The 25,515-nt window shown below is 40.2% G+C and carries 30 protein-coding genes; all 30 read right to left on the minus strand.

From position 1 onward, the window contains the following. Positions 1-48: 48 nt before the first annotated feature. The 30 genes from rpsB to fliG all read right to left on the minus strand — a co-directional run bounded on the left by rpsB (position 49) and on the right by fliG (position 25,505). Positions 49-789: a 30S ribosomal protein S2 gene (gene rpsB, locus IEV27_RS03440; RefSeq protein WP_188376049.1), complete on the minus strand. Its 741-nt coding sequence runs from the start codon at positions 787-789 to the stop codon at positions 49-51. A 162-nt stretch (positions 790-951) separates the two neighbouring features. Then, positions 952-1,374, minus strand: coding sequence for a DUF6115 domain-containing protein (locus IEV27_RS03445; protein WP_188376050.1), 423 nt, complete (start codon positions 1,372-1,374; stop codon positions 952-954). A 272-nt stretch (positions 1,375-1,646) separates the two neighbouring features. Next, on the minus strand, positions 1,647-2,417 hold the full coding sequence (locus IEV27_RS03450; RefSeq protein WP_188376051.1) for a FliA/WhiG family RNA polymerase sigma factor: 771 nt from the start codon (positions 2,415-2,417) through the stop codon (positions 1,647-1,649). Positions 2,418-2,653: 236 nt separating this feature from the next. Next, on the minus strand, positions 2,654-3,154 hold the full coding sequence (locus tag IEV27_RS03455; protein WP_188376052.1) for a chemotaxis protein CheD: 501 nt from the start codon (positions 3,152-3,154) through the stop codon (positions 2,654-2,656). Further along, positions 3,144-3,770 carry a chemotaxis protein CheC gene (locus IEV27_RS03460; RefSeq protein WP_188376801.1) on the minus strand — a complete coding sequence of 209 codons (627 nt, stop codon included), beginning with the start codon at positions 3,768-3,770 and terminating at the stop codon, positions 3,144-3,146. The genes IEV27_RS03455 and IEV27_RS03460 overlap by 11 nt, the downstream gene beginning before the upstream one ends. A gap of 4 nt (positions 3,771-3,774) precedes the next feature. Next, positions 3,775-4,242, minus strand: a complete 468-nt coding sequence (locus IEV27_RS03465; protein ID WP_188376053.1) for a chemotaxis protein CheW — start codon at positions 4,240-4,242, stop codon at positions 3,775-3,777. Between the two features lie 16 nt (positions 4,243-4,258). Then, a complete protein-coding gene (locus tag IEV27_RS03470) occupies positions 4,259-6,256 on the minus strand; it encodes a chemotaxis protein CheA (protein WP_188376054.1) in 1,998 nt (665 codons plus the stop codon). A gap of 15 nt (positions 6,257-6,271) precedes the next feature. Beyond that, positions 6,272-7,318, minus strand: coding sequence for a protein-glutamate methylesterase/protein-glutamine glutaminase (locus IEV27_RS03475; RefSeq protein ID WP_188376055.1), 1,047 nt, complete (start codon positions 7,316-7,318; stop codon positions 6,272-6,274). 6 nt (positions 7,319-7,324) lie between these two features. Next, on the minus strand, positions 7,325-8,185 hold the full coding sequence (locus IEV27_RS03480; RefSeq protein WP_188376056.1) for a MinD/ParA family protein: 861 nt from the start codon (positions 8,183-8,185) through the stop codon (positions 7,325-7,327). Then, positions 8,178-9,290 (minus strand): flagellar biosynthesis GTPase FlhF, encoded by a 1,113-nt coding sequence (gene flhF / locus IEV27_RS03485; protein ID WP_188376057.1) that lies wholly within the window; start codon positions 9,288-9,290, stop codon positions 8,178-8,180. Before flhF ends, IEV27_RS03480 begins: the two co-directional genes overlap by 8 nt. Further along, positions 9,287-11,320, minus strand: a complete 2,034-nt coding sequence (flhA, locus tag IEV27_RS03490; protein WP_188376058.1) for a flagellar biosynthesis protein FlhA — start codon at positions 11,318-11,320, stop codon at positions 9,287-9,289. The genes flhF and flhA overlap by 4 nt, the downstream gene beginning before the upstream one ends. Positions 11,321-11,338: 18 nt before the next feature. Then, entirely contained in the window at positions 11,339-12,424 is a 1,086-nt protein-coding gene (gene flhB, locus IEV27_RS03495; protein ID WP_188376059.1) for a flagellar biosynthesis protein FlhB, read from the minus strand. 3 nt (positions 12,425-12,427) lie between these two features. Then, entirely contained in the window at positions 12,428-13,207 is a 780-nt protein-coding gene (gene fliR, locus IEV27_RS03500) for a flagellar biosynthetic protein FliR (protein WP_188376060.1), read from the minus strand. Between the two features lies 1 nt (position 13,208). Beyond that, entirely contained in the window at positions 13,209-13,478 is a 270-nt protein-coding gene (fliQ, locus tag IEV27_RS03505; RefSeq protein WP_188376061.1) for a flagellar biosynthesis protein FliQ, read from the minus strand. Between the two features lie 23 nt (positions 13,479-13,501). Next, positions 13,502-14,167, minus strand: coding sequence for a flagellar type III secretion system pore protein FliP (fliP, locus tag IEV27_RS03510; RefSeq protein ID WP_188376062.1), 666 nt, complete (start codon positions 14,165-14,167; stop codon positions 13,502-13,504). Next, positions 14,164-14,817 (minus strand): flagellar biosynthetic protein FliO, encoded by a 654-nt coding sequence (locus IEV27_RS03515; RefSeq protein WP_188376063.1) that lies wholly within the window; start codon positions 14,815-14,817, stop codon positions 14,164-14,166. Before IEV27_RS03515 ends, fliP begins: the two co-directional genes overlap by 4 nt. Before the next feature lie 23 nt (positions 14,818-14,840). After that, on the minus strand, positions 14,841-15,203 hold the full coding sequence (locus IEV27_RS03520; protein ID WP_188376064.1) for a response regulator: 363 nt from the start codon (positions 15,201-15,203) through the stop codon (positions 14,841-14,843). Positions 15,204-15,225: 22 nt separating this feature from the next. Continuing rightward, positions 15,226-16,395 carry a flagellar motor switch phosphatase FliY gene (gene fliY, locus IEV27_RS03525; protein ID WP_188376065.1) on the minus strand — a complete coding sequence of 390 codons (1,170 nt, stop codon included), beginning with the start codon at positions 16,393-16,395 and terminating at the stop codon, positions 15,226-15,228. Beyond that, positions 16,385-17,386, minus strand: a complete 1,002-nt coding sequence (fliM, locus tag IEV27_RS03530) for a flagellar motor switch protein FliM (RefSeq protein ID WP_188376066.1) — start codon at positions 17,384-17,386, stop codon at positions 16,385-16,387. Before fliM ends, fliY begins: the two co-directional genes overlap by 11 nt. Before the next feature lie 37 nt (positions 17,387-17,423). After that, entirely contained in the window at positions 17,424-17,843 is a 420-nt protein-coding gene (gene fliL / locus IEV27_RS03535; RefSeq protein ID WP_188376067.1) for a flagellar basal body-associated protein FliL, read from the minus strand. Continuing rightward, positions 17,840-18,055: a flagellar FlbD family protein gene (locus IEV27_RS03540; RefSeq protein WP_188376068.1), complete on the minus strand. Its 216-nt coding sequence runs from the start codon at positions 18,053-18,055 to the stop codon at positions 17,840-17,842. Before IEV27_RS03540 ends, fliL begins: the two co-directional genes overlap by 4 nt. 45 nt (positions 18,056-18,100) lie before the next feature. Next, on the minus strand, positions 18,101-19,045 hold the full coding sequence (flgG, locus tag IEV27_RS03545) for a flagellar basal body rod protein FlgG (protein ID WP_188376069.1): 945 nt from the start codon (positions 19,043-19,045) through the stop codon (positions 18,101-18,103). A gap of 82 nt (positions 19,046-19,127) precedes the next feature. Continuing rightward, positions 19,128-19,493: a TIGR02530 family flagellar biosynthesis protein gene (locus IEV27_RS03550; protein ID WP_188376070.1), complete on the minus strand. Its 366-nt coding sequence runs from the start codon at positions 19,491-19,493 to the stop codon at positions 19,128-19,130. A 15-nt stretch (positions 19,494-19,508) separates the two neighbouring features. Continuing rightward, the gene (flgD, locus tag IEV27_RS03555) at positions 19,509-19,949 is read right to left on the minus strand and encodes a flagellar hook assembly protein FlgD (protein WP_188376071.1); all 441 of its coding nucleotides are present in this window, start codon (positions 19,947-19,949) and stop codon (positions 19,509-19,511) included. A 9-nt stretch (positions 19,950-19,958) separates the two neighbouring features. Then, complete coding sequence (locus IEV27_RS03560; protein WP_229734925.1) at positions 19,959-21,365, minus strand: flagellar hook-length control protein FliK; 1,407 nt, start codon at positions 21,363-21,365, stop codon at positions 19,959-19,961. Between the two features lie 43 nt (positions 21,366-21,408). Next, entirely contained in the window at positions 21,409-21,984 is a 576-nt protein-coding gene (locus tag IEV27_RS03565) for a MotE family protein (RefSeq protein ID WP_188376073.1), read from the minus strand. A gap of 4 nt (positions 21,985-21,988) precedes the next feature. Beyond that, complete coding sequence (gene fliJ / locus IEV27_RS03570; RefSeq protein ID WP_188376074.1) at positions 21,989-22,438, minus strand: flagellar export protein FliJ; 450 nt, start codon at positions 22,436-22,438, stop codon at positions 21,989-21,991. Positions 22,439-22,449: 11 nt separating this feature from the next. Continuing rightward, positions 22,450-23,760 (minus strand): flagellar protein export ATPase FliI, encoded by a 1,311-nt coding sequence (fliI, locus tag IEV27_RS03575; protein ID WP_188376075.1) that lies wholly within the window; start codon positions 23,758-23,760, stop codon positions 22,450-22,452. Beyond that, a complete protein-coding gene (gene fliH, locus IEV27_RS03580; protein ID WP_188376076.1) occupies positions 23,753-24,499 on the minus strand; it encodes a flagellar assembly protein FliH in 747 nt (248 codons plus the stop codon). Before fliH ends, fliI begins: the two co-directional genes overlap by 8 nt. Continuing rightward, on the minus strand, positions 24,492-25,505 hold the full coding sequence (fliG, locus tag IEV27_RS03585; protein ID WP_188376077.1) for a flagellar motor switch protein FliG: 1,014 nt from the start codon (positions 25,503-25,505) through the stop codon (positions 24,492-24,494). The genes fliH and fliG overlap by 8 nt, the downstream gene beginning before the upstream one ends. Positions 25,506-25,515 lie beyond the last annotated feature (10 nt).

Genomic DNA, 25,515 nt, shown 5'->3' on the forward strand with positions numbered 1-25,515 from the left:
AAAAAAGGTGATAAAAGGTATACCCCCTTATCACCTCTTGAACATCAATTACTCTTCTACGGATTCTACTGCTTCAGCTTCTGCTTCTTCAGCTACTTCAGTTTCTTCACCTTGTTTAGCTTCAAGAACGGCATCAGCCATTTTAGCTGTAAGCAATTTAACCGCACGAATTGCATCATCGTTAGCTGGGATAACATAGTCGATTTCATCTGGGTCACAGTTTGTATCAACAATTCCAACTACCGGAATATTAAGTTTGTGAGCTTCTGCAATAGCAATGCGCTCTTTACGAGGGTCAATGACAAACATTGCATCTGGAATAGAAGTCATCTCTTTAATTCCGCCTAAGAATTTAACTAGACGATCTTTTTCTTTTAATAAGTCTACAACTTCTTTTTTAGGAAGCACATCAAATGTACCGTCTTCTTCCATACGCTCGATATCTTTCAAGCGGTTAATACGCTTACGGATTGTTTGGAAGTTCGTAAGAGTACCACCTAACCAGCGTTGGTTGATATAGTACATGCCACAACGAACCGCTTCGTCGCGTACAGTATCTTGTGCTTGTTTTTTTGTACCTACGAAAAGAATATTTCCGCCATCAGCGGCAACTTGACGTACGTAGTTGAATGCTTCATCCACCTTTTTAACCGTTTTTTGCAGGTCGATGATGTAAATTCCGTTACGCTCAGTGAAGATGTACTTTTTCATCTTCGGGTTCCAGCGACGGGTTTGGTGTCCAAAGTGAACACCAGCTTCTAAAAGCTGTTTCATAGAAATAACAGACATTTGTAAATCCTCCTAGTGGTTTTTTTTAGTATCCTCCACCTTCATCATTTTTCGATCTCAACTCTATTTAATAGAGCAACCTGAGATTGAAATTAAAAGGTGTGTGTATTGACACCGTCAGTAAATATACCATAAACGCCCAGGTCAATCAAGAGAGGACGATTATTTTTTTTGATGGAATTTAATAATTAACTCTGTCTCCGTTATCCCTAAATTAAGCTGCTTCGCTATATCATCTACCGTTTCTCCTTCTTTGTGGAGTTTAATTACTCTAGAATGAGGAGAAGGTTCGTAACGACGGTTCTCTTGAGAGGGGTGGGGAGGAAGATAAGATTCTCTCTTCTGCTCCCGGTTTTCTCTAGTGAAACCATTCTTATCTTGTCGGCTAAGATTTGTTTCTAATCGCTTATTCTCTTCTTTAATCTCTAATAGATAGGAAGAGAATAGATCTTCAATTTCACGTGCTACTTCATTTCGACGTAATTCTATTTCCTCTGTACGCTTCACCCTTGTAAATAGAGTGAAAAGAGCGAAAATAATAATCCCGTTTATTATAAAGCTAATCACTAATAAAAAATACACCATATCTTTTTCTCACCTACTAAAGTCTACGTGATTCCCTAAATAAGGAGGTTCTATTGTCCGTACCTCATCTTCATCTCTGCCCTCATCCTTAGAAGCAGAACGCCGGTTTTGAAAAGGATCAAACTCTAATGCTTACACTTTTGTTGATACCTCATTCCCTTTATATAGCAGTTGTTAAATCATCATAGAATTTACCCTTCCATCTGAATCTTAAAATAGTTATATTTATTGTTTTATTTGTTCCTGTACCTTTTTCATATAAATCCCCGTCTTTAACTAACTATATCCTCTAAAGAATGACGAAGTTTAAAAATGGCTTTTGCGTGAATTTGTGAAATTCTAGAAGTAGTCAACTCCAAAATTTCACCAATTTCAGTGAGGGTAAGTTCTTTAGTATAAAATAAACTAACAACCAGTTGTTCCTTTTCATTTAATTGTTCAATTTGTTTTGCTAACTCTTGGTAATTCTCTTTTTGAACGATTTGATCTGCAGGAGATAAAGCAGCTTGATCTGGAATGGTGTACCCAATCCCCTCCTTATGCTCTTCCTTCCCTTCTTTAGGTTTATCTTCCATAGAAAGAACGTTAGCAAATAAGGAATCCTTCGTTACTTCTTCCACTTCTAAACGAGTCATTCCTGTTTTTTGAGCAATCTCTTCAGAAGTAGGGGGCCTCTTATAATACTGCTCTAATTCTTCAGCTGCGCTTTCAATTTTCTTTGATTTATCTCTTACTGATCTAGGCAGCCAGTCTTCTTTACGTAATCCATCAATAATCGAGCCTCGTATACGGAACGAGGCGTATGTATCAAATTTTAAATCACGACTAATGTCAAACTTCCTAAGAGCATCATATAAGCCGAGCAAACCAAGACTCCTTACATCTTCTTTACTTACACTTTTAGGTAAATGAGCCGAAATTCTTTGAACATGAAAGCTTACTAAATAGTCGTAAGCATGAACTAACTCATTAGCTGCCTCACTGCTTCCTTCATTAACCCATTGTTCCCACAACTCTTTTTCTGTTGACATAGAGCTCCTCATCGTACCCCTCCTCAACCTGGACTTAACCTGAACAATGACTATTAGCAACCGAAATGGATTAAGATTTACGACTAAGCATGTGAATGTTCTTCAATCTCAAAAGACAAAGAATACTGTTTGTGTTTGTCCCTGAAGTCTTCTCAATTTTTATACTATACTGTGAGACCAATGACGTTTCCTTTAAATGATGCAGCATATACAGAAATCATGGCTGCCTTTCCGCTTTAAGGAGCCAATCATATCGTTTTCTCACCTTTATGAACCGTCCTGATTTTTAACAAACATGTAGATGAATCAAACTCAATGGTTCTTCCGCTTTTACCGCCTACATCCTCTGCCACAATCAAAATGTTTAATTCGTTAAGCTTTCTTCTTACAGCTGCAATATTCCGGGGACCAATCCTCATTAGTTCGCTAGTAGAGCTAAACTGAAACATTTGGGCACCGCCTGCGATTTTAGCCTTTATTCTCTCGGGAGCGGCACCTTCTTTTATTAATGCTTTGTAAACTTGTTCAATGCCTGTATCAGCAAATTTTGCAAGGTTATCACTTTGATTTTTGGCTGACTTTGAACTAGGAAGCATAATGTGAACCATTCCTGCGACAGACTGAAGAGCATCAAATAACACAATACCAACACAGGACCCTAAGCCAGATGTTTTTAGAAGATCTGGGGCTGCAGCCAATTTCATGTCTGCTATCCCTAGCTTCACTAATGTACCGACTTTACTTATCATGATGAAGCCCCAAAGACGGAAACAATTTTTCGTGAAAATCAGGATCAGGAAATAGAAAAAAATGTCCTTTCACCTGCTCGTGGTGACAACCTCTTGCTTCGAGTAACGTTTCAATGACAATCGCATCATCTCTGTATTGAGATCGCTCAATTAAGCCTGCACTTACGATAGCTCCTACCATATCCCTAACGACCACGGGTACAGATGGAGCCAGGTTTAATCTAGTAAAATCAGCTAAACTAGATAAATAGGAACCTGTGATAATATTTCCCAATTCTTGCAGCGCAGACTCACGTAGCTCACTTGAACAACGATTATCATTACTTCCTAAAAGCTGCACAACAAATGTATTGGCTTGATGCGGAGGAAGTATAAAAAACATACTGCCCGGCACATCCCCTTCAATCCGTACTCCAATTCCAACAGCTTCAGTCTCTGCTCCTCCCGCCAGTTTCATGACTTCATTAAATTCCAGCACTTGAACAGAAGGCACCGTCATATCTATTTTTTTAGTTAGTAATGCAGAAAGTGATGAAGCTGCATGACCTGCACCAATGTTCCCTATCTCTTTAAGTGCATCTAACTGAATGTGTGAGAGTTCTCCATTGAAATCTATATTCTCAGCTTTCAATTTCTTCTAGCTCTTTCATTTCATCCGTAGATAGAACTTTACTAAGATTAAGTAGAATGAACAATCGACGATCAACTTTCACTACGCCGCTTACGAAATCAGCATCTACCGTATCAATCACTTCCGGCGGGGGTTCAATCGATTCGACATTGTAATCCAACACGTCGTTTGCTGCATCGACAATTAACCCTACATCCATAGCATCAATGTTTGCTATTATGATCCTCGTACTATCATTGAAATCTGCTGTGCCTAAGTCGAACCTTTTTCTTAAGTCGATAACTGGTGTGACAACTCCGCGCAGGTTAATTACCCCTTCTACGAATGGAGCAGTTCGAGGAACTCTAGTAATATGCATGACTCTTTCAATAGATCCGACTTGGTGAACAGGAATGGCATATTCCTCTTCACCTAGCTGAAAGACAATTACCTTTATCGTTTTACTATTCGCTGCCATCTATAAAACCCTCCCTTTATTTAATTAAAGCATTAGAATCTAAAATTAAAGCTACTTGACCGTCCCCTAAAATGGTAGCTCCTGAAATCGCAAAAACTCCTGATAGATAATCCCCTAACGATTTAAGGACGACTTCCTGCTGTCCAATAAATGAGTCAACGACGAGGCCTGCCAGCTTGTTTCCTTTCCTTACAATTACAACCGAGTAGTTATCATCCTCTTCTAATACTTCCGGTACATCTAATACATCCTTTAGGGAGACCAGCGGAACAATGCTCCCCCTGAAATCAATCACTTCTTTATTATGTGCTCGGAGGATGTCTTCTTTTTTTACAATCGCAGTTTCGATAATTGAAGACAGCGGCACCGCATATTTTTCGTTTTGAACTTCGACCAACATAACGGAAATGATGGATAGAGTTAAAGGTAACTGTATAGAAAAAATGCTCCCACTGCCTAACTGAGAGTTAATCGTAATGTTCCCCCCGAGAGATTCAATCGTATTTTTTACTACATCTAAACCGACCCCTCGACCTGAAACATCAGATATCGTATCTGCAGTGGAAAAGCCGCTGGACATAATCAACTCATAGACTTCTTGGTCAGATAACTTTTCAGCTTGTTCTTGGGTAACGACTTGTTGACTTAATGCTTTTTGTAATACTTTTTCACGGTTAATGCCAGCGCCGTCGTCAGAGATGTCAATAAATACATGATTGCCGCTGTGATAAGCTTTTAATTCAATGCTTCCCACAATTGGCTTTCCATTCGCCTGGCGCTCTTTTGGATTCTCAATCCCATGATCAATCGCATTTCGGATTAAATGAACAAGTGGATCTCCAATTTCATCTATGACTGTCCGATCAAGTTCTGTATCTTGCCCAACAATTTGTAAATCTATATTTTTATGTAAGTCTCTAGAAAGCTGACGCACCATTCTCGGAAAGCGATTAAACACTTGTTCGATCGGGACCATGCGCATGTTTAAAATAATATTCTGTAAATCTCCTGAAACGCGTGACATCCTCTCTACTGTTTCTTGAAGCTCAGAATGATGAAGTTCATTTGAAATTTGTTCTAAACGTCCACGGTCAATCACTAATTCTTCAAACAAATTCATTAAGATATCTAAGCGGTCAATATTTACTCGAATTGTTTTATTAGCGGCTTGTTTCGCTGGGGAAGTTGTTTCTTTTTCACTGCTTTCATTGGAATTCTCTTGATCTTCTGGAATGAAGTTTACTTCTTTGTTAACTTCATCAGACTCTTGGTATTCTGAAATTTGAACAGCTTCTATTTCAGAAACGTTCATGACTTTCGAATCAATTTCGTTTTGAGCAGCGTCTGTGACGTAGAGAACTTGAAAGTCTGTATCAAACTCTTCATTTTCCAATGCTTCTACTGCAGGGGTGGATAACACCACTTCTCCCATTTGCTCTAAAACCTCAAACACCATATACACTCTCGCAGCTTTCAGCATACAATCCTTGCGTAGTGAAACTTTAATTTTGTAATTTAATAACCCTTGCTCCTGAGATTGTTCTAATACCGTACGAGTAAACTCGTCCACTTGAAGTTCAACAGATGCTTCTGCAGACGGGGTCGCTTGTTTTTTCTTTCGATTGTCTAACGCTTCCCCAAGTTCAATGGCTTGAAGAAGATCGACTACCTTAGTAACATCCCGCTCACCCGAGCCCCCCTGAGAAATGTCCACTACCATAGCTTCTAAATCGTCAACGGAATCAAAAACGACATCCAGCATTTCTGAATCTACATAAATTTTTTCATTGCGCACTCCGTCAAGTACATTCTCCATTTTATGCGTTAAGTTCGCTAGATCCTGATAGCCCATCGTTGCAGCCATTCCCTTAAGCGTGTGAGCCGATCGAAAAATTTCCCCTACAATGCTTAATTCTTGTGGACTCTTTTCTAAATCTAATAATCGATCATTTATGGATTGCAAGTGTTCGTTACTTTCATCAATGAATAGTTCTAAATATTGGTTCGTTTCCATCGTCCTTCCCCCTACTTATAAATCCCCTATGCGTTCACTTATTTTATCGACAGGGATCACCTCATCGGCAAGCTTTGATTTAATAACAGCTTTTGGCATCCCAAATACAATGGATGTTTCTTCAGATTCAGCAATTACATAAGTGTCTGTGTTCCTTTTCTTCAATTGAATCAGCCCTTCGGTGCCATCCGCTCCCATTCCCGTCATGACAATGGCTAATGTACTTATCTTAAGTTGAGATAAGGATTGAAATAGATAATTTACCGATGGACGATGACCTTGGATAGGCTCGCTTTGCTTTAAATGGATCACCAGGTCACCGTTTCTCTGCTCGATCCCTAGGTGTTCATCACCAGGAGCAATATAAGCCGTCCCTTTTTGTAAAACTTCTCCATCTTCCGCTTCTTTAACAATAATCTTAGAAAGGAAATGCAGCCGCTTTGCTAGTGACTTTGTAAATCCTTTAGGCATATGCTGCACAATGACAATTGGCCAATTTACTCCTTCTGGCAGAGAGGTAAGCACCGTCTGCAAAGCGCGAGGGCCGCCTGTAGATGTACCAATAGCCACAATTTTATTGGGATGGTTAAAAGCCTTCGCTGCTGTAAGGGTGCCTCGGTCACTCACTTGCTTTTGAACCTTATGACTTTTCATGGTTACCTTTGCTTTACTTGCTGTTAAAACTTTTCGCACAATAGAATGCCCTACTTTATGAATATCTAAAGATATCGATCCAGAGGGCTTAGAAATAAAGTCCACAGCTCCAAGGGTCATTGCTTTAATCGTGCTGTCAGTGCCTTCACTCGTCACACTAGACACCATGACAACAGGGATAGGTTTTATTTTCATGAGATTTTCTAAAGCGGTTAATCCATCCATTTTAGGCATTTCCACGTCCAACGTAATGACATCAGGGTCAAGGTTGGCTGCTTTTTGCAAACCGTCTTCCCCATTCCTAGCTGTACCGATCACCTGGATTCTCCGATCACGGTTTAAAATATCGCTCAGCATCTTTCTCATAAACGCTGAATCATCAATGATTAAAACTTTAATAGGTTCCATTCCACCCTACCTTTCTGTTACAAAGCTTTTAAGCTTAGATAAAAAGGAGTTTTTACGATTATGTGATGGAACATGCAAATAGTCTTCTGCGATTTTATGGACCGCTTTACTAGCCGAGCACTTCGGTTCCCTTATGACGAAAGGCACTTGATCCAGAACACTACTCATCACTTTACGATCATCTGGCATACTGCCTAAGTGAGTAATCGATTTGTTCATAAACTTCATCGCTACTTTTTCCAGTCTATTAAACGTTTCTTTACCGGAAGTTTGATTGACTATCCTATTCGTTAAAATTCTAATAGGAAGATCAGGTACGTAATTCATTAAATGTTTGATTACAGCGTAAGCATCGGTTATGGACGTCGGTTCCGGGGTGGTAACGACGATCACTTCATCAGCGGAAGCCATGAAATATAAACTATCCTTCGTCACTCCTGCACCCATATCAAATAGGATAAAGTCATAGGAATCTACCAATTCGGTAAATTGCTGGGTGAAATAACCGGATTTGTAACCATTCAAAGTAAAAATCTCACGTAAGCCAGAGCCACCTGATATATAGGAAAGTCCATTTGGTCCTTGCTCGACGATATCTTCTATCGTGCTGGTAGAATCATTGAATAAATCGATGAAGGATTTTTCAGGAGAAACACCTAGCAAAATATCGATGTTACCCATGCCGATATCAAAGTCAATAATGAGCACGTTCTTTCCATTCTGAATTAATTTCAAAGCAAAATTAATCGTGAAATTGGATTTCCCAACCCCGCCTTTTCCACTTGCAACAGCTACCGTTTTTGCTGCGTCTTGTTGTTGAGAGAGGTTTCTTAAGCGGTTTCGAAGTTTTTCAGCCTGGTCACTCATTTGAATAGTCTCCCATAATCGTCTCCACTAGTTTAAAAGCGTTCGCGTACTCAATATCATCTGGTACATCCTGGCCGAAGGTGATATAAGCAATGCCGATTTGATGAAGGATAGATAGGCTTAGGGCTCCCCCGATCTTTGATGTTTCATCTTTCTTTGTAAAAATGAGGCTCTTCATTGGAACTTGGTTAAAACTATAGAAGATCTCTTTCATGTCCGCATATTTTGAAGTGAGTGAAAGAACGAGATACGTCTCCGTATCCTCATTAAATTCGATCATTTTTGTCAATTCACGTACATAGTAAGCATCTTTAAAGTTGCGACCTGCTGTATCGATAAATACAAGGTCATAGGCTTTTAATTTTTCCCTCGCTTTTCTGTAATCTTCGATCGTATAAGCGACTTCAAGCGGGACATCTAATAGTTTGGCATATGTTTTTAATTGATCCACCGCTGCCATTCGATACGTATCGGTCGTAATAAAGGCTACACTTTCATTGCGGTTTATGACGGCATCTGATGCTAATTTAGCTATTGTCGTCGTTTTGCCAACACCAGTTGGTCCGACAAGGTGAATATATTTTTTCGAGAAACCTTGCTTCCTCTCAGCTGCCGGCGGTAAAGCCTGACACAGATTGCTTTTAACAAGCTTCTTCAATTGATTTTCGGTGATCTCTTCCGCACGGCCATCAAGCACTATCGATTGAATAAGTTCATCGACGAACGATTGATCAAGCTCTTGATCCTTTAAGTACACGGCCATCTGCTGGATCAATGTTTGTTTTTCCTCATGAGAGGTCTGCTGCTGGACTAATGTTTTTAATTGCTTTAACTCTTTCATCACTTCGTTATTTTCTAATGAGAGATCGGCTGAACGTTGGACAGAAGGCGCAGGCTGCAGCGTTTGCTTCTTCCTCTTCTTTTCACTTTCCTCGGTGGGATCTATTGCCGCAATCACTTCGATCTGCGGCTTTTTAAACATTCCTAAAAAGCCGCCAACTTTAATTTCTTTAGAATTAAGAATAACCGCATCTGTTCCCAGATTTTTTTTCACTTTATTCATTGCTTCAGGCATCGATGGAGCTTGAAACTTTTTTACCTTCATGCCACGTTCACCACCCCTACACTTTCTACTTCTGCATTTGGATCGAGCTCGTTATAAGAAAGAACCACAACTTGAGGAAAATAGCGGTCCAGCAGCTGCTTCATATACATTCGAATAGCCGGGGAACAAAGGAGAATAGCATGCTCCTCTTGCAGCAAAACTTGATCCACCTGCTCAGAAACCGCTTTGATCACAGTCTGTTGAATATCCGGGTCAAGGGCAAGGTAATTTCCGTGCTCGGTTTGTTGAATATGATCAGCCAATATCTTTTCCACTTTCCCTGAAACCGTAATGACTTTCAGATTTTGACCCTCTTTTTGATATTGATTCGTTATTTGAGCCGCCAATGCTTGTCTTGCATACTCCGCCAATAGATCGGTATCATTTGTCATTGAGCCAAAATCCGCTAACGTTTCAAATATGACCGGCAAGTTTTTAACCGACACATTTTCTTTAAGTAATTTCGCCAACACCTTTTGAACATCGCCTACCGATAACGGTTCAGGTGTTACTTCATCCACAAGAATTGGATAGGATTCTTTTAAATGGTCGATCAATTGCTGTGTTTCTTGACGTCCTAACAATTGGTGAGCGTGTTTCTTAATGACTTCTGTAATATGAGTGGAGACTACAGAAGGTGGATCGACTACGGTATAGCCAGAAAGCTCCGCTTCATCTTTTAAGTCTTCCGTAATCCATTTAGCAGGCAGCCCAAAAGCCGGCTCAGTCGTTTCAATGCCTTCGATCTCATCGTCATCCATGCCAGGGCTCATCGAAAGGTAATGGTCAAGGAGGAGTTCTCCTTTAGCTGCTTCATTGCCTTTAATCTTTAATCGATAGTCATTGGGCCCCAGCTGTATATTGTCTCTAATTCTAACGACGGGGATGACGATTCCTAATTCAATGGCAAGCTGTCTGCGAATCATAACAATACGATCCAGCAAATCTCCCCCTTGACTTGTATCTGCAATAGGAATAAGAGCATAGCCGAATTCAAATTCAACAGGATCCATGCTAATTAAGTTGACTACATTTTCTGGTGATTTCATTTGATCACTTTCGGCCTCATCTACTTCTTCAGGTTCTTCGAATTCCGATTCGTCATCTGCCCTTGAGAGCCAATACCCTCCAAAAATAAGAATCGAAGCGATTAACGTAGTTAGAAAAAAAGGAATTGGCGTTAATCCGAGAAGGAAAATCGTTGCTCCAGCGATGTATAATAATTTAGGAAATTTTAAAAGCTGACTTGTAACATCAGACCCTAAGTTGCCTTGAGATGCTACTCTTGTTACAACAATCCCGGTGGCTGTGGAAATTAACAACGCAGGAATTTGACTAACTAAACCGTCTCCAACCGTAAGTCGCATATATGTATCTATCGCTTCATTAAATGACATGCCCATCTGGGCCATCCCGATAATCAAACCAAAAATAATATTCATAATCACGATGATGATCCCGGCAATCGCGTCACCTTTAACAAATTTACTTGCCCCGTCCATCGCTCCGTAAAAGTCAGCTTCATTTTCAATTTTTTCTCTTCGCTCTTTTGCCTGATGTTCATTAATCATTCCTGCATTTAAGTCAGCATCAATACTCATTTGCTTACCTGGCATGGCATCAAGCGTAAACCGAGCCGCTACCTCGGATACTCTCTCAGCCCCTTTAGTAATCACTAAAAATTGGATAATCACTAGTATGATAAACACGACAAAACCGACTAAGGGGTTGCCTCCTATGACGAAGGTACCAAACGTTTCAACTACTCCCCCAGCATCCGCTTCAGATAGAATCGAACGCGTCGTAGAGACGTTTAATCCAAGTCGAAAGAGGGTGAGTAATAAAAGCAAGGTGGGAAAGACGGCAAATTGTAAAGCTTCTTCCATATTCATCGACACTAAAATCACGATAAGAGCAAGCGTGATATTGATTAAAATTAAAAAACTAAGAAGCCACCCTGGCAGTGGTATAACGAGCATGATGATGATTAAAATTACACCAATTAAAACTGATAAATCTCTTGCTGACATAGGGGTCACTCCTTAGTGCTACACTTTTTTCTCTAATCGATAAACATATGCTAATATTTCCGCTACTGCTTTAAAGAATTGTTCATCGATGGGTTGATCAATTTCTGCTTCCTGGTACATTGCTCTAGCTAATGGCCGGTTTTCTACCATAACAACATCATGAGCTTTAGCAATTTCTTTTATTTTTTGTGCAACAAAGTCTACGCCTTTAGCCACAACAATCGGCGCATCTGACATTTCCTCATCATATTTAATGGCTATAGCATAGTGAGTTGGATTGGTAATAATGACGTCCGCTTCCGGTACTTCACTCATCATACGAGCAGCTGACATCTGCCGCTGTTTTTCTTTAATTTTCGACTTAATGAGCGGGTCACCCTCGATGTTTTTATGTTCATCTTTTACATCCTTTTTAGACATTCGGATGTTTTTTTCATGATCATAACGTTGATATGTATAATCCAATATTGATAGCAAAAGTAACGCAAGCCCAGAAGCCAGGCCCATAATGATCGTGATTTCTCCAAAAAATAGAAGAGCATCTTCTACAGATTTTTGCGACATTAGCATCATTTGATCTTTGTTCAACCAAATGATCATGAACGTAATCACTCCAATAAGAGAAATCTTAAGTAAAGACTTGACAAGTTCCACGAGAGCTCGAGCCGAGAAAATACGCTTCGCTCCTTTAATCGGGTCAACTTTCTTCAAATCAAACTTTAATGGTTCGGCAGTAAAGAGGATACCGACTTGGATAAGATTTGACGTGATTCCAGCAAGAATAGCAATCCCCATAATAGGAGCAATCACTTTAGCCATCTCTACGGTAATTTCACGAAAGACAGTGGCTGCCGTGTCAATTGTAAGTTCCCAATTCATATATTCTTGAAAAGTCTGCTCATACATCCCTGTCATCGTATTTTTCATATAATCGCCTAACAAAAACAAACCGCCAAACACTAACAGCAAAAGGAAACCTGTATTGACATCTTGACTTTTCGCAACCTGGCCCTTTTTCCTCGTATCATCTCTTTTTTTCGGTGTCGCTTTTTCCGTTTTCTCATCTGCAGCAAAATATTGCAGGTTTATTCTTATTAAACGCACAGCTTACTCTCCCCCAAACAGTTCCATCAGCCCTTGCATCGTCTCAAGCATCGTTCCAAATAGGTTTTGGATTAACATGATATAAAAAGTCATCGCAATCACGAGGACAAGTAAAGCTACAAAAATCTTTAAAGGAAGTCCAACGACAAATACATTGAGCTGCGGCACAGTTCTAGCAATAATCCCAAGAGCAACATCTACTAAAAATAAACAGCCTACAATAGGAACGGCCATTAAAAAAGCAATGACAAACATCTGATTAAACGCATCGATTATGTATACTATCCAATTCTCGTTATGTATGGGAATCAATTGGTCTATAGCAATTAATTCATAACTATAAAACACTCCATCAATCATTAAATGGTGACCGTTAACAGCTAAGATAAACAATAACGTAATCGTGTACATGTATTGACCAATAAGCGGACTTTGTACTCCTGTCTGTGGATCAATAACATTCGCTATAGCAAAACCCATTTGGAAATCAATGAATCCACCCGCTATTTGAATAGCTGCTAATATGATATAAGCGAGTAAACCAACCGTTAATCCTACGGCCGCTTCTTTAAACAGTAAGATAAAGTAAGAAGCGTCTATCGTTAACTCAGGAATATCAATCGTAAAATACATCAAAGCGGCTAAAAATAAACTAATACCGACTTTATGCTGGGCTGGTAAATTCCGATAAGAGAATATAGGCAGCGTAACGAAAAATGATGTAACCCTTACAAATATTAATAAGAAAGCTGGTAGATTAATTGCACTTATATACTCAAGCATGTTACCCCACCAGCATATTCAAGTTTTCAAATACGCGTACGGTAAAATCCACCATAGTCGTCAGCATCCAAGAGCCAAAAAACACCATCCCTACTAGTACGGCTACGATTTTTGGAATAAAGGCCAGCGTCTGTTCTTGAATTTGTGTCGTTGCCTGAAAAATACTTACCAATAAGCCAACAGCCAAGGCTAAAATTAATAAAGGGCCAGACACGAGTAATACTGTATATATGCCTTCCTTTGCGAACGAAAGGACTAATTCACTTGTCATGTTTACTACCCTCCATTACCTCTTTAAAATCCTTCCAATAATGATTTGGAAATTAAGTACCATCCATCCACAAGGACAAAAAGTAAGATTTTAAATGGTAAAGAAATCATTACTGGCGGAAGCATCATCATTCCCATCGACATGAGAACACTTGCTACAGCCATATCAATTACGAGAAAAGGTACAAAAATCATAAAGCCCATTTGAAAGGCTGTTTTCAATTCACTGATCGCAAACGCAGGAACCAGCGTAGTTAAAGGAATATCCTGTATCGTCTCCGGTTCTTCCATTTGGGAGTACCCCATAAATAATTCTAAATCCTTTTGTCTCGTATGCTTTGCCATAAATTCCTTCATCGGAACACTAGCTTCCTCGTACGCCTCATCTAACGTAATTTCTTCATTAAATAACGGCGTTAACGCTTGATCGTTCACCTCTTGAAACGTCGGTGCCATAATGAAGAATGTTAGAAATAGCGCAATACCGATCAGTACTTGATTCGGAGGCATTTGCTGAGTAGCTAACGATGTTCGAACGAATGATAATACAATAAGTATTCTCGTAAAGCTAGTCATTAAAATTAAGATCCCAGGAGCAAGGGATAACACGGTGAGCAGCAGAAGCAGCCTCACAGACGTTGCTACATTTTCAGGGTCTGATCCAGAGAAGATGTCCACGAATTCACTCATGACGAATCATCCTCCCTTTTTGAAAAGGACTGCCTTTTCTTTTTCATTTCATCTAGTTGCGTCTGGAATAATTTTTGAAATTGCACCGTCGAAGCTTGGTTGTATGAAGACTCTGTTTTTCTTTTCTTGCTCAGTTGCTTTAACTGGTTGACACCTTTATTCATGAAATCCAATTCTTCTTGATTGATCAGACTGTCAATCGTCTTTTCATCCGTAATTTCTGTAATAAGGTCTATAGAGTCACCGACACCTACGACGAAATATTTTTCACCTATTCTAACAGCTTGTAATGAACGATTAGGAGCTAAAGTAATTCCACCTAATGTTTCCATCGTCTGATTCTTTTGAAATACTTTACTTCGTTTATTAAAAAACTTAAGCAAACCATATATTAGGCCTAACACAACAAACAAAGCGAAGATTAACTTCAGGATATTCCATAGGAGGGAAGGCGACTCCTTTGAATCATCAGTTGACTGATCCGAAGTACCCTCTCCTTCTCCCGGGCTGCTTATAGATCCGCAGCCTTCCAAGTCTGGATTCTCAGCACATTCTGAAACGGACGGAGCTGCTAAAGAAGGTGAACTAAATGAAACAAAAAATATACTTAAAAGTAGTGTAGTGATTACCGCCACAAACGTACGTTTCATGATGTTCATCCTAACCTTACAGATTAATTGAGCGCTTTTTGAATCGCTTCGATCACTCGATCAGCTTGAAAAGGCTTGACGATAAAGTCTTTGGCACCTGCTTGAATGGCATCCACAACCATCGCCTGCTGCCCCATTGCCGAACACATAATAATTTTCGCTTCTGGGTGATGCGCTTTAATTTCTTTTAAAGCCGTGATGCCATCCATTTCAGGCATTGTAATATCCATCGTGACTAGATCGGGCTGATGCTCTTTGTAGAGTTCTACTGCTTTCTGGCCATCCTCAGCTTCTCCTGCAATCTCATACCCATTTTTAGTTAAAATATCTTTCACCATCATTCTCATGAATGCTGCATCATCTACAATTAATATACTTTCTGCCATCGTAAGTTCCTCCTACTATGATTTACTTCAATTTTTTTAATCGATCTTTAGGGCTTAATATATCTGTGACACGTACACCAAAGTTCTCGTCGATGACGACGACTTCACCTTTAGCCATTAATTTGTCATTTACATGAATGTCCACTGGCTCTCCAGCTAGTTTATCTAGTTCTACGACAGAACCAGAAGAAAGCTCTAATATCTCTTTAATCGTTCGTTTCGTTCGACCTAGCTCGACGGTTACTTTTAATGGAATGTCCATTAACATATCCAGGTTTCTCTGCTCGGTATCATTTAATTGGACGTGCTCGAAATTAGAAAACTGCGCAGATTGCACCGTAGAATTAGTTAAATGCTGGCCTCCAGCTCCACCTAATAATTGTGGGTCTTTTGATTCGACTGGACGCTTTTCTTCCGTTGAATGCTGCTGTTGTGGGGCAGGACTTGGCTTATGCTCTACCTTTTCTTCTTTAACAGGAGCCTGCACAGCTTCTTCTTCTGGAGGATTGAGCAGCTCATCTACTAGATTCTTGGCAAACTCCACAGGTAGAAGCTGCATAATGTTCGAATCAATCAATGTCCCAACTTTCAGGGCAAAAGATACCTTGATGAGAACTTCATCATTAGGTATTTTTTCTGTACCTTTGTTCCCCTCTAAATCCAATACCGTAATAGCAGGTGGTGAAATGTCTACTTTTTTCTTGAATACGGTCGACATACTAGTAGCTGCCGATCCCATCATTTGATTCATCGCTTCTTGTACAGCACTTAAATGAATGTCATTTAACTCTTCAGAAGGCGCGGTCCCATTGCCGCCTAACATTAAATCGGCAATAATAGCAGCATCTGGATTTTTAATAACCAGCATATTCTCTCCAGAAAATCCATCGGTATAGTTAACGTTTATAGCGACGTGGGGCTTAGGAAACTCATCGCTTAACTCGGATCGCCTTATCGTTGAAATCGCAGGCGTTGTAATCTCAACCTTCTGGTTAAGTAGGGAAGATAATGCAGTGGCTGAACTGCCAAACGAAATATTTCCGATTTCACCAAGCGCATCTTCTTCCAAACTCGAAATGTATTCTTCTACTTTATTTCTTTGAGACGATCTGTCTTCTCTCTCACTGTCATCTGTACTGCCACTTAGTAATGCATCAATCTCATCTTGTGATAGCATGTCATCACTCATCATATTCGGCACCCCCCTGGTACTCGTTTAATACTTGAACAGCTAGCTTATTTTTTAATTTACCTGGCTGTATATAAAATTTTTCTTCCTCATCAATTCTTAGTTTCATAGGATCATCAATCGATTGATCGAGACGAATGACATCGTTTTGATCCAGCTTCAAAAATTCTTCAATCGAAAGATCTGACTCCCCTAATATAGCCCGTACATCCACTATTGCCTGCTTTACTGTTTTTGATAGAGCCTCGAGTTCCAATGGGTTACTCTCTTTAGGCTGCTTGTTTTGCATCCAATAGTGAACGGACAACTTCGGAATGATTGGTTCTAATACCACATGAGGAATACAAATATTGATCATACCGCTCGCTTCCCCAATAGAAGTATTTAATGAAACGACAACGACTGTTTCATTCGGAGAGACCATTTGAAGAAACTGCGGATTGACCTCTAACTCTTCTAACACAGGATCTATATCAATAATGGACCCCCATGCCTCTTGATAGTTTTCTAAAGAATTCTCGAAAAGCTGCGTCATAATCGTCGTTTCAATCTCTGTTAAGTTTTCTACTTTGTTCACGCTGCTTCCTTTTCCACCTAATACTCGATCAAGCATTGCGTAGGCAATGTTCGGATTGGTTTCGAGAAGAATCCGACCATCAAGCGGGGGAACACTGAATATATTTAAGATGGTCATTGTCGGAATCGACCGTATAAATTCTTCATATGGAAGCTGGTCAACTGAAGCGACACTAATACTTACATACGTTCTAAGCTGTGCTGAGAAATAGGTAGTTAATAAGCGCGCAAAATTTTCGTGAATTCTTGATAAACTTCTAATTTGATCTTTTGAAAACCGAAGGGCTCTTTTAAAATCGTAGACTCTTACTTTCTTCTCATGGTCCTCGGCCTTTAACTCCTCTGCATCCATCTCACCGGTTGATAGGGCGGAAAGCAATGAATCTATTTCCGATTGCGAAAGTACTTCCTCTGCCAAATAACTCACCTCCACCTGTCCATAACCTTTATTACTTCTATTGAAGGACTTTATCTACGGTATACACTTCTGTCACTTGCCCTTCATTCATGAGCTCATTGAGCTTTAGCCTTACCTCTTCTTCTAAACTATCCAGGTTAGATGTAAAATCTTCTTCTTCCATCGTGGCCAGTTCTTTAATTAAAATATTTTGCATTTGGAAATCACGTTTTTCCAATTCACGTAACGCATCTTCACCATCAGTTACGACACGAAAGCTGATGCGTACGAAATCTCCACCTTGAATGTCAGTTGTTATATCTTCTGTGATTAATGACGCCTCACGAATGTCATCGATGCTGCGCTCTCCATCAGCTTCTGTTTCAGATAAGTTTAATACAAGAACGAGAGCAACTACGCCGATGACGGTAATGGAGCCGAGTACAACAAGCATCGTTTTAAATACTTTATTTTTCATTCCTCTTCACCCGCCTTGTTCACGATTCTCACTAAACCAATTTCTCTGTAGAAGCGTTTCATGTTCTTTATGACTATCTCCTCAGACTCTTTTACGACAAAGCTTTTCCCGTGTGTCGTTGTAATCGTCGTGTCCGGGTTACATTGAATTTTTTCTATGTAGATCGGATTAAACCAAAATGCGTCGCCGTTCAACCTCGTTAATGAAATCATTTGAGTGTGGAGAGGCTCATGAAATGAGCCCTCCTCCCTCCTTTATTATCGTTTTAAGTTCGTAAGTTCCTGTAAAATTTCATCTGAGGTTGTAATAATTCTTGTGTTTGCCTGGAAGCCGCGCTGAGCCGTAATCATTTCAGTAAATGCTTCAGCTAAATCCACATTGGACATCTCCAATGAACCTGACACCATTTCTCCTGTTCCATTTTGTCCGGCTGGCTGTAAGTCATCTAAATTCGTGAGCACACCTTCTTCACCGCCTGGTCCTACAAACAAACCTGCATTATCCGTATTTTGATACGTGCTTCCTCCTACTTTTTCTAAACCTTCAGGGTTAGAGAAATTCGCTAACCGAATTTGTCCGGCTGTTTGAGGGTTTCCTCCTTCGTCAACAAAACCAACGGTCCCATCTGACTGGATGTTAAAGCTTTGTGCGTTTTCCGGGATTGTTATGACTCCTGCCTCTCCTGAAGCTGTGGCAGGATCTGCATCGGTATCATAAGATTCTCCAACAAGATACTTGCCGTCGCCATTTACGATGGCTCCTTCTTCATCTAAATAAAAGTTACCCGCCCGAGTAAAGCTTGTATTTAAGTTAGCTAACCCTTCATCACCAAATGTCTCAGCTGCATTTATCGTCTCCCCTTCAAGACCTTCAGCAAGAACAAACATGCCATCACCTTCAATCGCTAAATCCAATGGACGGTCCGTCGTCTGCCTGTTCCCTTGCGTATGGATGCTGTCGATCGATCCCATTTGAGAACCTAGTCCAACTTGCGAAGGGTTGATACCTCCACGTACGTTTCCTCCCGCGCCTTCAACCGCTCCTTGAGCACCCGCTACGGATTGACTCATCATATCTTGAAACGAAACCCTTCCTTTTTTAAATCCGCTTGTGTTTACATTGGCAATGTTATTACCGATGGTATCGAGTGAAGTTTGAAAACCCTTCATTCCAGAAATTCCTGAATACATTGAACGTAGCATGACACAATCTCTCCTTCATTTTTATTCACACTTACCTCTGTCGGTCGGTAAGTTGTTAAGGCTTCCCTTCGATGGGTCCGGCCTATTGATCTAAAATAATCGTTCCATTGATATTCGTGAAAATGTGATCGTTGGATTCTTCTTTATTGAGCGCTGTGATAACGGTGTTATTTTTATTACTTACAACGAGCGCTGAATCTTTTAATACAACTAAAGAATCCGTTACGCCTTTGGATTTCGCTTCATTTACTTTGTTGGTAATTTGCCTCCATTGACTGTCATTAATTGTTATGTCGCGTTCACTCATTCGTTTTTTTGCATGCTTGCTTATTTGCAGACTGCTTGCTTCATTTAGTGCTTCTTTAAATGAGACGTTCGATTGTTGTGAAGCCTTTTTCGTATGGGTAACAGGTAACGGTTGATGAAGCTGGTGTATCCTTGGATCCATAACCATTCCTACTTTCTATTCTTTTGCTTCGGTCACTTTCGTAATTTCATCGACGGGTACTTTCCCACCGTCTTTTAATAGCAAAAAGGTATCTCCATCCTCCTGGCTGACAGAGTTCACTTTCCCTTCTTTAAAAGCCTCTACAGCTTCTGTCTCCTTGTCGTACACTGGATAAGTTACTTCTTTACCGATCAACCCACTATATTGAATGACAGGGATCGAACGTTGGCTTTTCGTAAAATTATCCATCGTCGAAGACATATTCGTCATTTGTTCTAAACTGGAGAACTGGGCCATTTGAGAAACGAATTCTTTATCTTCCATAGGATCTAAGGGGTCCTGATTTTGCAGCTGCGCCATCAAAATTTTCAGAAAATCATCTTTCCCTAAATCATCGCTTCCCGTTTTCTTAGGAGGCTGATTATTCAAATAGTAAGAAGGGTCTATACTTGTCATGTTCATCACCTACACTTTCTCGTTCACTAAAAGCTCCTTAAATGACAATTCTTCTTGTTCATCATCGTTCCCTTCTGATTCATCGTCATTTTGTTTTTGAGAAGATGGCTGATCTTTGAAACCGTCAGCATTTTTATCTTCCTGAGACAGCAGCTGATCACCTGTATTCAAATCACTCTTCTCGATAACCACTTGTTGAGGAGAAAACATATGACGAAGTTGATTCATATTACTCTCTAACATGTCTTTAGCAGCAGAGGTAGAAACCGTAATTTTCACGGCCATCTCTCCATTCATTTGCACGACCTTCACATTCATCTCACCTAATTGCTGAGGCTTTAGACGAATGTTCATTTCCGATTGGCCGCTTCCGTTTTGAAATAAACGGCTGGACTTAATCAATTGTTCAAACTGTTCCATAAACTGCTGTTGCATTGCAGGCTGAGAGTTATTTTGATTAACATGGATCACATATTGTTCTAATTTACTCATGGATGTATGTATACTAGCTCCCTGAGAATGATTCGCTGGTTCACTAGCGAAAGTTCTCGATAGAAATTGTGCTGCCCACTTCGCAACATCTTTACTTCTTACTGAAGAGTGTTGATGGTAAGGCATAGAATTACGGTCGGAAAAGTTTTTTACTAAGTGAGCAAAAAGCTGTTGTTGTTCACTAGTCCCTTGTTTGCTAAGTTTCGCCCAAGTTTCTTGTAAAGAGCTTTGATCCTTTGCTTGACTACCCAGCTTAGTCACTTGCTCTAACAGCTGTGTTAATTGCATCATTGATTTTTGATCCAAACCTTCAGGCTTGATAGCGTTTTTGTCAGCCGATGAATTTAGAAGCTGAGTGGATATGTGATCAAATTTCCTCCATAACATCTCTGCCTGTTCTTCGAGAGTCGTTTGTGATTTCACTGTTTTATCAGCTTGCTGACTCACATTTACTGGAGAGACCATCATGTTAAGGATGAAATTGTCTGCCTCTTTCGTATTTTTTATTTTGTCATCCAGCTGTTCAGTTACTTGCTGAATAGCACTTATAAAATCTGATTGAGTGTCTTTATTTAACTTGAGAAACTCTTTCTCTTCCATTTGAAGTAATGCTTGAACCTGTTCAGGCATGCCTTCTTCCAGCCAGGTCTCTAGATCTGCTTCACTCATACGTTCAATGATATTAGCCATTTTGTCAGAAGGTACTTCCATCTCTTTTCCTTCGAACGTCACGCCTGCCTGCTCAAGGTCCGCTTTAATATGAGATAATAACCCCCTTAAATCCAATGGTTGACTGGTTTCTTCTTTTAACAAGCTTTCCAGCGTCTCCATAAATGCACGGTGGTCGTCTTTTTGCTTAGTTTCTCCGTTGCCTGAGAAAGCTGGCATTTCTTTAGGCATGGATGAAAATAACTGTGCCATCATTTCCACGTTTTTTCACCTCCTTTCAATCTTCACAGTAAGGATCTTAACGAGGGCCTGTGATTAAGCTTGTCAGCTCAGCAGCTGTTTCAGCTTCCATTACACCTAAAATAGCTCCACGCTGATCGCTGTTTATCTTTTCAAGTAAATCTATCGCTAAGGTCTCATCCATGTTTTCTATGATAGGAGCGGCTTCTTCTTCATCCATTTCCTGAAAGGACCTAGCCATTTCCGCAGCTCGGTCCGTTTCTTCTTCTTCATCTTCGTCTTCCGCAGAAGATTCTAATTGAGCTTCCAGCTTCTCAATGGTTTGATTTAACTCGTCAATCGCAGCTTCCTTATCGCTGTTTTGAGCCTCTAACTGTTCGATTTCCGAATCGTTTTCAGAGATAACAGCCTCTAATCGATCGGTCTCACGCTGTGCATCTTTTTCTTCGGTCGTTGACACCCATTGAGAGACTATGGGCGTTTTACTGGCTACTTCTTCTGCTTTTTGAAATACATTTACTCCCATAACCATAAGAACTACGAGGAGGAGGGTTAACGCAAAAACCGTCGGAACAACGATAACAAGAAAAAACCATTGCACAGGGTTTTGCTTGTTTTCTTTTTTCTTCGCCATACCATCACCTATTTTTATAATTTAGAAACTGTCTTGTAGATAATTCATCCATGGATTTGTTCTCTTCAACTTTCAACCAATCTTTGTGCTTCTGGAGCCGCCGATCTATTAAACTGTCGAATTTCTTCACTTCAATGTGCGCGGAAGAGAGATGTTCATGAGCATTTTCCATATCATTTCTAGCTTGCTGTACCAATGGTTGGAGCTCATTTATCTGCTTGTCCAACTGTTCTATAAATTGCTCGTGCTGAATGAAAGATTGAGCCTTTACCGTTTGCAGTTTGAGCTGCTCAGCGAATTGATCAGCTGCTGTTTCTTTCCTTTTTAGGAGCTCGTATAAATCAGTGGCTACTGTTTCAAAATGGTCCACTTGCTCTTGGTAGACTTTCTGTTTTTCTTTTTTTTCACGTTCTTGTAAATCTTTGATCTTATAAAAGGTTTGAAGGGTTGTCACTAGTAAACCTCCTAAGCTAATAGCTGGGATAATGCTTTTACGGAATCTTGGAAACTAGATTTTTCATTGACGTCTTGTTTTAAAAAATTAATAATTGCGGGCTGATAGTGAATGGCTTCATCAATCTCTCTGCTGCTGCCTCGCTTATAAGCTCCGATTTGAATAAGTTCGCTGTTGTCTTCATATGTAGCTAGTAACTGTCTCAATCGATCAGCTGAGTCTTTGTGCGTATCATCTACTACTTGATTCATAACCCGGCTGATTGATTTTAAAATATTTATAGCAGGAAATTGCCCTTGTTCAGCTAATTTTCGATCTAACACAATGTGACCGTCTAAGATGCCTCTTACGGTGTCGGATATTGGTTCATTTAAATCATCACCATCTACAAGTACCGTGTAATAGGCAGTAACGGAACCTTGATGACTCTTACCTGTTCGCTCCAGCAGCTTGGGCAGTGTAGCAAACACAGAGGGGGTATATCCTTTCGTCGTTGGAGGCTCACCAGCAGCTAAGCCAATTTCACGCTGTGCCATCGCAAATCTCGTAATAGAATCCATTAATAAGTTCACGTTATAGCCGCGTTCTCGAAAATATTCGCTAATAGCTGTCGCTGTATAAGCTCCTTTTACTCTCATGAGAGCAGGCTGGTCTGAGGTAGCAACTACGACGATCGAACGTTTTAACCCCTCCTTACCAAGATCGTTTTCAATAAATTCCCTGACTTCACGTCCACGTTCACCAATAAGAGCAATAACATTAATATCCGCAGAACTATTCCGAGACATCATTCCTAGCAACGTACTCTTTCCTACACCACTTCCGGCAAATATTCCAATTCGCTGCCCCTCTCCTACAGTTAGCAGCGTATCAATTGCTCTTACGCCTACTTGTATAGGTTTTGAGATAGGAGGTCGCGTTAAGGGGTTAGGCGGGGACTGTTCTGTCGGATAAGTTTTCAATCCTTTTGGGAGGCAATCCTCGCTCAATAATTCACCCATTGGATTAATCACTTGCCCTATTAATCCAATGCCAGCTTTTATTTGAAGCGGCTCTTTCGTCGCTTCTACTAAACTACCTGGACCGATATCCTTTAATTCGGAATATGGCATAAGCAAGAGCTTCTCTTCTTGAAAGCCGACAACTTCTGCCGCTATTTTCTTTGAGCTTTGTGAGGAAGGTGTATGGATGTAACAAACATCCCCAACGCTTGCTTCCGGCCCTTTCGACTCCACCATTAGTCCAATTACTCTTGTAATTTTTCCAAACCGTTTATATGTATCAGCCTTTCGAATGGACTGTAAGTAAAGCTCTTTATTCATCTGCTTTCTCCTCTTGAACGATTTGGTCCAGCTTATGTCTTAACTCTTGGAGCTGAGAGCCGATACCGGCATCTATTTGACCAAAAGAAGATTCGATGATACAGCCATGCTTCTCTACTGTCTCCTTCATAATGATGTGAAGTGACGATTGGAACTCCATAATCGCCTCTAATTCTACTTTTTGAGAATGAATCGTCGGATAATCATCCGGGTGAACAAATACTTTAATCTCTGGTTGGTTCTTAACATCCTCGACGGCTTTTTTAACCACATGGATAAAGCTGGCTTCATTCATTTGTAATTCCTGACCAAGTATCTTCTCCGCACAAGCTGCCGCAATCTCTACAATAGCTTCTTCACTCGAACTTACTTTTAATACATAATTCTCGTTGGCTAACTTGATCAGGTCATTCGCTTCATCGATTTTTTGACTATATGTATGAGCACCTTGTTCTTCGCCACTTTTAAATCCAGCTTGAAACCCTTTTTCTTCAGCCTGTTTAATAAGAACTGCTTTCTCCTTATTCCAGGATTCTTTTTCTTGTTCAATATCTTCTCTGGCTTGTTTTAAGATAACTTTTGATTTTTCTTCAGCCTCTTTCAATTTAGCTTCAGCTTCAATCAGCAGCTGATTGGCAGTATACTCTTGCTGTTTTGCAGAGGCGTCGTCTTTTTCCTTTTGCACATGAAGAGGCTTAATTTCAATGACTCGCTTTTCATGAAGATTACTGTTAAACAATAATGTCATCTCCTCCACCCCTGGCAATCACAATTTCCCCTACGTCCTCTAACCTTCTAATATTGCCGACAACTCTAGTTTGCGCTTCTTCTACATCACGCAGGCGTACAGGCCCCATAATTTCCATTTCTTCTTTAAAGGTTTCAGACATTCTCTCGGACATGTTATTAAATACCAAGTCTTTCACTTCATCGCTGGAGACCTTCAGTGACAGACGAAGATCATCATTGTCCACTTCTCGTATCACTCTTTGAATGGCTCGGTTATCCAAGGTAACGATGTCTTCAAAGACAAACATTCGTTTCTTAATCTCCTCTGCCAGCTCAGGATCTTGAATCTCTAACGCATCTAAAATCGTCCGTTCTGTGCTCCTGTCCACTCCATTTAAAACCTCAACAACTGCCTGAATGCCGCCTGTATCCGTGTAATCTTGTGTCACTGTAGTAGAAAGTTTTTTCTCTAGAATGCTTTCCACCTGACTAATGATCTCTGGAGAAGTCGAGTCCATCGTGGCAATACGTCTTGCGATATCCGCCTGTAACTCTTGAGGAAGCTCAGATAGAATCTGCCCGGACTGAGCAGCATCTAGATAAGATAGGATAAGCGCGATTGTTTGAGGATGTTCGTTTTGTATAAAATTTAAGATTTGATTAGGATCAGCTTTACGAGCAAAATCAAACGGCTTCACTTGTAAAGAAGAAGTTAATCGTCCAATAATATGGGAAGCCTCTTGTTCTCCTAATGCCTTCTCTAATACTGTTTTGGCATATCCTATACCGCCTTGAGAAATGTAATCCTGCGCAAGCGCTATTTGGTGGAATTGCTCCAGTATTTCTTCCTTTTGCTTTGCTTCTACTTTCTGCACCGACGAAATCTCTAACGTTAATTGTTCCATTTCTTCTTCTGTTAAATGTTTATAAACTTGAGCAGCTACATCAGGGCCAAGAGAGATGAGCAGAAGGGCTGCCTTCTGCTTTCCTGATAACCTTGCTTGTTGATAGGCCATTTAGGTCCCT

This window comes from Halobacillus andaensis (genome assembly GCF_014636475.1).
In the GTDB taxonomy this organism is placed as follows: domain Bacteria; phylum Bacillota; class Bacilli; order Bacillales; family Halobacillaceae; genus Halobacillus_A; species Halobacillus_A andaensis.

Coding starts and splice junctions, on each gene's coding strand:
- flhF (WP_188376057.1), bottom strand. CDS start 9,290: ATGAAGGTAAAAAAGTTTCAAGCTCCATCGATGCCTGAAGCAATGAAT.
- IEV27_RS03450 (WP_188376051.1), bottom strand. CDS start 2,417: ATGAGGAGCTCTATGTCAACAGAAAAAGAGTTGTGGGAACAATGGGTT.
- fliP (WP_188376062.1), bottom strand. CDS start 14,167: ATGAGTGAATTCGTGGACATCTTCTCTGGATCAGACCCTGAAAATGTA.
- IEV27_RS03565 (WP_188376073.1), bottom strand. CDS start 21,984: ATGGCGAAGAAAAAAGAAAACAAGCAAAACCCTGTGCAATGGTTTTTT.
- flhA (WP_188376058.1), bottom strand. CDS start 11,320: ATGTCAGCAAGAGATTTATCAGTTTTAATTGGTGTAATTTTAATCATC.
- IEV27_RS03550 (WP_188376070.1), bottom strand. CDS start 19,493: ATGGATCCAAGGATACACCAGCTTCATCAACCGTTACCTGTTACCCAT.
- IEV27_RS03520 (WP_188376064.1), bottom strand. CDS start 15,203: ATGGCAGAAAGTATATTAATTGTAGATGATGCAGCATTCATGAGAATG.
- flgD (WP_188376071.1), bottom strand. CDS start 19,949: ATGACAAGTATAGACCCTTCTTACTATTTGAATAATCAGCCTCCTAAG.
- IEV27_RS03540 (WP_188376068.1), bottom strand. CDS start 18,055: ATGATTTCATTAACGAGGTTGAACGGCGACGCATTTTGGTTTAATCCG.
- IEV27_RS03455 (WP_188376052.1), bottom strand. CDS start 3,154: ATGATAAGTAAAGTCGGTACATTAGTGAAGCTAGGGATAGCAGACATG.
- fliQ (WP_188376061.1), bottom strand. CDS start 13,478: ATGACAAGTGAATTAGTCCTTTCGTTCGCAAAGGAAGGCATATATACA.
- rpsB (WP_188376049.1), bottom strand. CDS start 789: ATGTCTGTTATTTCTATGAAACAGCTTTTAGAAGCTGGTGTTCACTTT.
- fliG (WP_188376077.1), bottom strand. CDS start 25,505: ATGGCCTATCAACAAGCAAGGTTATCAGGAAAGCAGAAGGCAGCCCTT.
- fliR (WP_188376060.1), bottom strand. CDS start 13,207: ATGCTTGAGTATATAAGTGCAATTAATCTACCAGCTTTCTTATTAATA.
- IEV27_RS03465 (WP_188376053.1), bottom strand. CDS start 4,242: ATGGCAGCGAATAGTAAAACGATAAAGGTAATTGTCTTTCAGCTAGGT.
- IEV27_RS03515 (WP_188376063.1), bottom strand. CDS start 14,817: ATGAAACGTACGTTTGTGGCGGTAATCACTACACTACTTTTAAGTATA.
- fliL (WP_188376067.1), bottom strand. CDS start 17,843: ATGAAAAATAAAGTATTTAAAACGATGCTTGTTGTACTCGGCTCCATT.
- fliI (WP_188376075.1), bottom strand. CDS start 23,760: ATGAATAAAGAGCTTTACTTACAGTCCATTCGAAAGGCTGATACATAT.
- fliY (WP_188376065.1), bottom strand. CDS start 16,395: ATGATGAGTGATGACATGCTATCACAAGATGAGATTGATGCATTACTA.
- IEV27_RS03560 (WP_229734925.1), bottom strand. CDS start 21,365: ATGATGGCACAGTTATTTTCATCCATGCCTAAAGAAATGCCAGCTTTC.
- IEV27_RS03480 (WP_188376056.1), bottom strand. CDS start 8,185: ATGAGTGACCAGGCTGAAAAACTTCGAAACCGCTTAAGAAACCTCTCT.
- IEV27_RS03475 (WP_188376055.1), bottom strand. CDS start 7,318: ATGGAACCTATTAAAGTTTTAATCATTGATGATTCAGCGTTTATGAGA.
- IEV27_RS03470 (WP_188376054.1), bottom strand. CDS start 6,256: ATGGAAACGAACCAATATTTAGAACTATTCATTGATGAAAGTAACGAA.
- flgG (WP_188376069.1), bottom strand. CDS start 19,045: ATGCTACGTTCAATGTATTCAGGAATTTCTGGAATGAAGGGTTTTCAA.
- IEV27_RS03445 (WP_188376050.1), bottom strand. CDS start 1,374: ATGGTGTATTTTTTATTAGTGATTAGCTTTATAATAAACGGGATTATT.